The 3789-nt window shown below is 59.9% G+C and carries 4 protein-coding genes and 1 pseudogene; all 5 read right to left on the reverse strand.

The window, feature by feature from the left end; translation table 11 throughout:
- Nucleotides 1-136 precede the first annotated feature (136 nt).
- Complete coding sequence (locus QSG27_RS28020) at nucleotides 137-646, reverse strand: hypothetical protein (RefSeq protein ID WP_306712021.1); 510 nt, start codon at nucleotides 644-646, stop codon at nucleotides 137-139.
- 119 nt (nucleotides 647-765) lie between these two features.
- Nucleotides 766-951 (reverse strand): annotated as a pseudogene (locus tag QSG27_RS28025) (IS630 family transposase); the annotation flags it as partial.
- A 91-nt stretch (nucleotides 952-1042) separates the two neighbouring features.
- Nucleotides 1043-1408, reverse strand: coding sequence for a hypothetical protein (locus QSG27_RS28030; protein WP_306712023.1), 366 nt, complete (start codon nucleotides 1406-1408; stop codon nucleotides 1043-1045).
- 55 nt (nucleotides 1409-1463) lie between these two features.
- A complete protein-coding gene (locus QSG27_RS28035) occupies nucleotides 1464-2630 on the reverse strand; it encodes a hypothetical protein (RefSeq protein ID WP_306712024.1) in 1167 nt (388 codons plus the stop codon).
- Nucleotides 2631-3189: 559 nt separating this feature from the next.
- The gene (locus QSG27_RS28040) at nucleotides 3190-3579 is read right to left on the reverse strand and encodes a transposase (protein WP_306712026.1); all 390 of its coding nucleotides are present in this window, start codon (nucleotides 3577-3579) and stop codon (nucleotides 3190-3192) included.
- Between the last annotated feature and the right edge of the window lie 210 nt (nucleotides 3580-3789).

Here is a 3789-nt window from a genome sequence, read left to right on the forward strand (position 1 = left end):
ATATTCTCGTGAAGCGGCTCGCCCGCCCACCCACAAGTTTCCTCTAAATCTCAGCAGCTTTCTTCTCAACAGCCTCTGAGACGGCCGGCGCGGATTTTCGCCTCCGGGCGGGAGCCGGTAAAGCAGAGTCGCGACGTCAGCCGAGGGAACGCGGGCACTTCATAGCGGCGGCCACGCGGGCCAGGTCTGCCGCGGCGGGCCGGAACACCGCGCCGTCGCGGAACGCGCTCAGAGCCGCATTCAGGTCCGCCAAGCCGGCAAGCGGCAGGGCGGTCATTCCGGCGATCGTCGCGATGATCGCCGGTCCGTCGTCGGCAAACGCCTCCACCACCCGGCGGCGCTCCTGCGGCAGCAGGCAAGGCAACAGCGCCAGCGTGCCGGAAGGACACGGTGGCGCCGCGCCATGGCACGCCGCGACGAACGCCGCCAGGTGACCGTCCTCCATCGTGGCGGCGACACGCCGGACAGCGGCCGCTTCCTTTTCCACCGCCCGGGCGGCGGTCTCGGGTGGAGGCTCGCCGCCGGCGATCATGGAGCGTAGGTTGGCCAGGATGTTGCCGACGCTCTCGTCGGGATCGGACAGCGGCGCGGAAGCCGCATCCGCCAGCGACCCTGGGGCCATGTGGATGCGGACCAAGGCGGCCATCACGGCGTCCGGCGTGTCGTCGGGCGGTCGGCACATCGGCGGCTCCGGCGTCAGGTGTCGGGGGTGTTTGGGACGAAGCCGGCGGCGCCGTCGCGCAACGCGCCCTCCAGCCAGCGGGTCACCCAGTCGCGCACCGTCTGCAACCCGACCCCGCCGATCTCCGCCGCGGTCGAGCGCGCTTCGCCGTCGTAGATCGCCGCCAAGGCCAACAGCCGACGGACCTGACCGGGATCCTGGGAGGAACGGGCAAGCCGGCGCAGGGCGGCGGCATCGTAATCATTGCGGAGTGGAACCGGAGCGGCCATGGCGGACCTCGTCGTCGTAGTCCCTCCGGTGAATCACACTGCGGAGTCCTGCGGGAATCGCTGCATGAGTCGTACTCCACAGGACTTGGTATTAATAGCGCGGGCAGCTATCTGTATCAACATACCAAGCCCCGCTCAGCTTGTTGCATATTGCATTCAATTTGTCGCTGACTTGGTGAGGGTAGGCGCGAAACGTCACTCCTCCCATGTTCTGGGTTTTGTACGATACAAATCCTGATTGCCGACAAACAAGATTGCAGGAATAATTTTTTTCTTGCATTTCTCCCATTGAGTAGCCTGAACTACCGCTCGTTGCGCTGCTGGCGTTACGGCTATTAGCCTGCTCCCGTGCACGCCGTTCCGCCTCCTGGCGCTGCTTGACGACTTGCGCGTCATTAATGGCTCCCTGAAACCCGCCTTCGAAGCCGTCGGTCGTTACCGTCAACCCTTGTGACATGGCTGGGCTTGAGGCCGCTGTAAGGAAGGCAAAGAGGACAGCTACACAGCGCATCTCACGGGTCCTCAGTAATGCTCACGATCGAGACCGACGGCTTGGCCGACTTAATCGTCTTCGTGACCCCCAGGCCGGCCTGGTAGGCCCGCAACTCGGCAAGTGGCACTTGCCCCTTCTCGCGGAACCCATTGGCCTTCTTCACATGGATTTCGACGGTTTTATCGATTCTCTTGGTTTCAACAACGATGGGGAGAGGGAGCCAGCCCATCCTGGCGCTGCTATGCTCCTCTAGCTCGATCCGTGCGTTCAACACGATCTTGTAACTTTTCGCAGTGAGCAGCGATAGGTTCGCCGGAGTAATGTCATAGCTGAGGCTGTTTGTCGTGTTCGCCGTCACGCCTTCCACCGGAAACCCCATGAAGCTACCGGATACTTCTGTCGGCGCCTGCGGTTTTGCACTGAAGCCGATCTTCAAATCGAAAGCTTTGCATATGTCCTCGGGGTTGCATGCAGTTTTTGTATGCCCTTGTCGATTTTGAACTTGTGCTTCAGTCGGCTTTCTTGCTGGTGCTTCAGTCGGCTTTTTGAGTTGGGTTCCACCCACCCAGACGCGTGCGACCGTTCCCTCAAAGCCGCCATCGTGCTGGTTGTTCCGCCAGAATGATGAAGTGGCTTCACCAATCGTCGGCTGTCCAAGCGACCGCTGTTGCGTGCCGCCGCCACCGAGTTCCTGAGTGTGCGCCGGATTAGCGGCAACGATTTTGCCGTTCAACACAATATAACTGCCGGCCGAACCGAAACCGATCCCGATCCTGGCCCAGGCTCCAAAGCGGAACTCGGTCCGTTTGGCCTCCAGCTTGTACTTATCCTTGTGACCGGGCTCGTGCTTTTCCCCAGCGATGTGGAATGTGATGGTCCCGTCCTTGCACGCCCTAAGCCAAGCGCTTCCAGGCCAAGTCACATCACCGCCCTGAATATCCGTCGTAAACAGCAGTGCGCATGGAATGTTGTCGTTAAGTTTAAAATTGGAGTAGGAGTAGGCGCGATCAACCAAAACATCCATCTCCAGATAACCTTCCCGTGGAAAGCCATCCTTGTATGGATAAGTAATCCTACTTTCCTTCGAACGGGAAAAAAGAGCAACCCCACCAGAACCCGCCTGCGCGAAGTCGATCCCGGAGGCATTGCCGACCGACCGACCGTTGTGAAAATCATCGACGAACACAGGAGATCCTATTGCGAGCGTTGCCGGCAAAGCTGGTGGTGCATTAACTTTTAGTTGAACTGAATTATTGCTATCATTTCCTGAAATGCTCCGAGTCTTGTTGCTAGACTGTGAGTTACAACCTATCAATGCGACTTGCACGAATATCGCTACCCCGAATTTCCACGGCCTACGCATGTTTATCCCCTTTCAATTCGCATCCGATTCAGTGTTGCATTACGAAAAATGACTGCGCTGAAGTCTTTCGTATGAGTTGGGAATTCAGCGCGTCAAATGTATGTATCTCCTGCCGAGGGGCGCAGATAGTTATCCTCTGCCTCGGTTATGCAGGGATAATTGGTACCGTATGAATCGGCATGGCCGGCAGCAAGTGGGGGATTTTCCCCAGTCTCCAGGTCTTCCGCGCGTTCCCTAACATCATTCTGGTATGGTCGCCGGCCGGAGAACCCTGAACCGTCGGAACCGATGATGAACGAGTTGAACGGCTTGTCCGCGAAGCTGGTCGCGGTTGCGGAGTGAGCTTCCTCCGGAACGATGGTTCTCCCGCACTTTGCGTGGATCAGGCTGCGAGAAGGACGTGACGGCGTAGCAGATCGAGGTTGGCGCGTCCGTACATCTGGCGCTTGATCAGCTTCAGCTTGTTGACCTGTCCCTCCGCCTGCCCGCTGCTCCAGGGCATGATGAGCGCCGCTTTGACGGCTGCCTCGTCCTGCCTCACGCCGACGGCGAAGGTTTCGATGGCTGGGATGCCACAGGACAGCGCGTCTGTGAGCCAAGTGTCCAAAACGGCGGAGGGATTGGCGGGACGCGCATCCGATCCCACTCCGCAGCGTCTGATCAGTTCAGCAAAGCGGCGGACCAAGCCGCGCCCTTTGGCGACCTCCGGGTCCTGCGAAATCTGGGCGAGGGCCTCAGTTGCGGCGGTGTCGATACTCTGCGGCGCTTGCACCAGCCGCCATGCCAGTTGCCGGGGCGAGATCAGGGCGGGGAATGGACCGGTAGCTGAGGTTGACGCGGTTTCTGAGGGGCCGGGGCGCCATTTGCGGCATTATGGAGCAAACGCCACCCGCCGTTAGCAGGCTGCGGAAAAAGGCTATGCCCGGCTTGCCGGTCGTGATTCTCTCCGTTTGAAGAGAATGCGGCCGGTGAGGGGACGATG

The organism is Azospirillum isscasi, from assembly GCF_030849505.1.
GTDB lineage: Bacteria > Pseudomonadota > Alphaproteobacteria > Azospirillales > Azospirillaceae > Azospirillum > Azospirillum isscasi.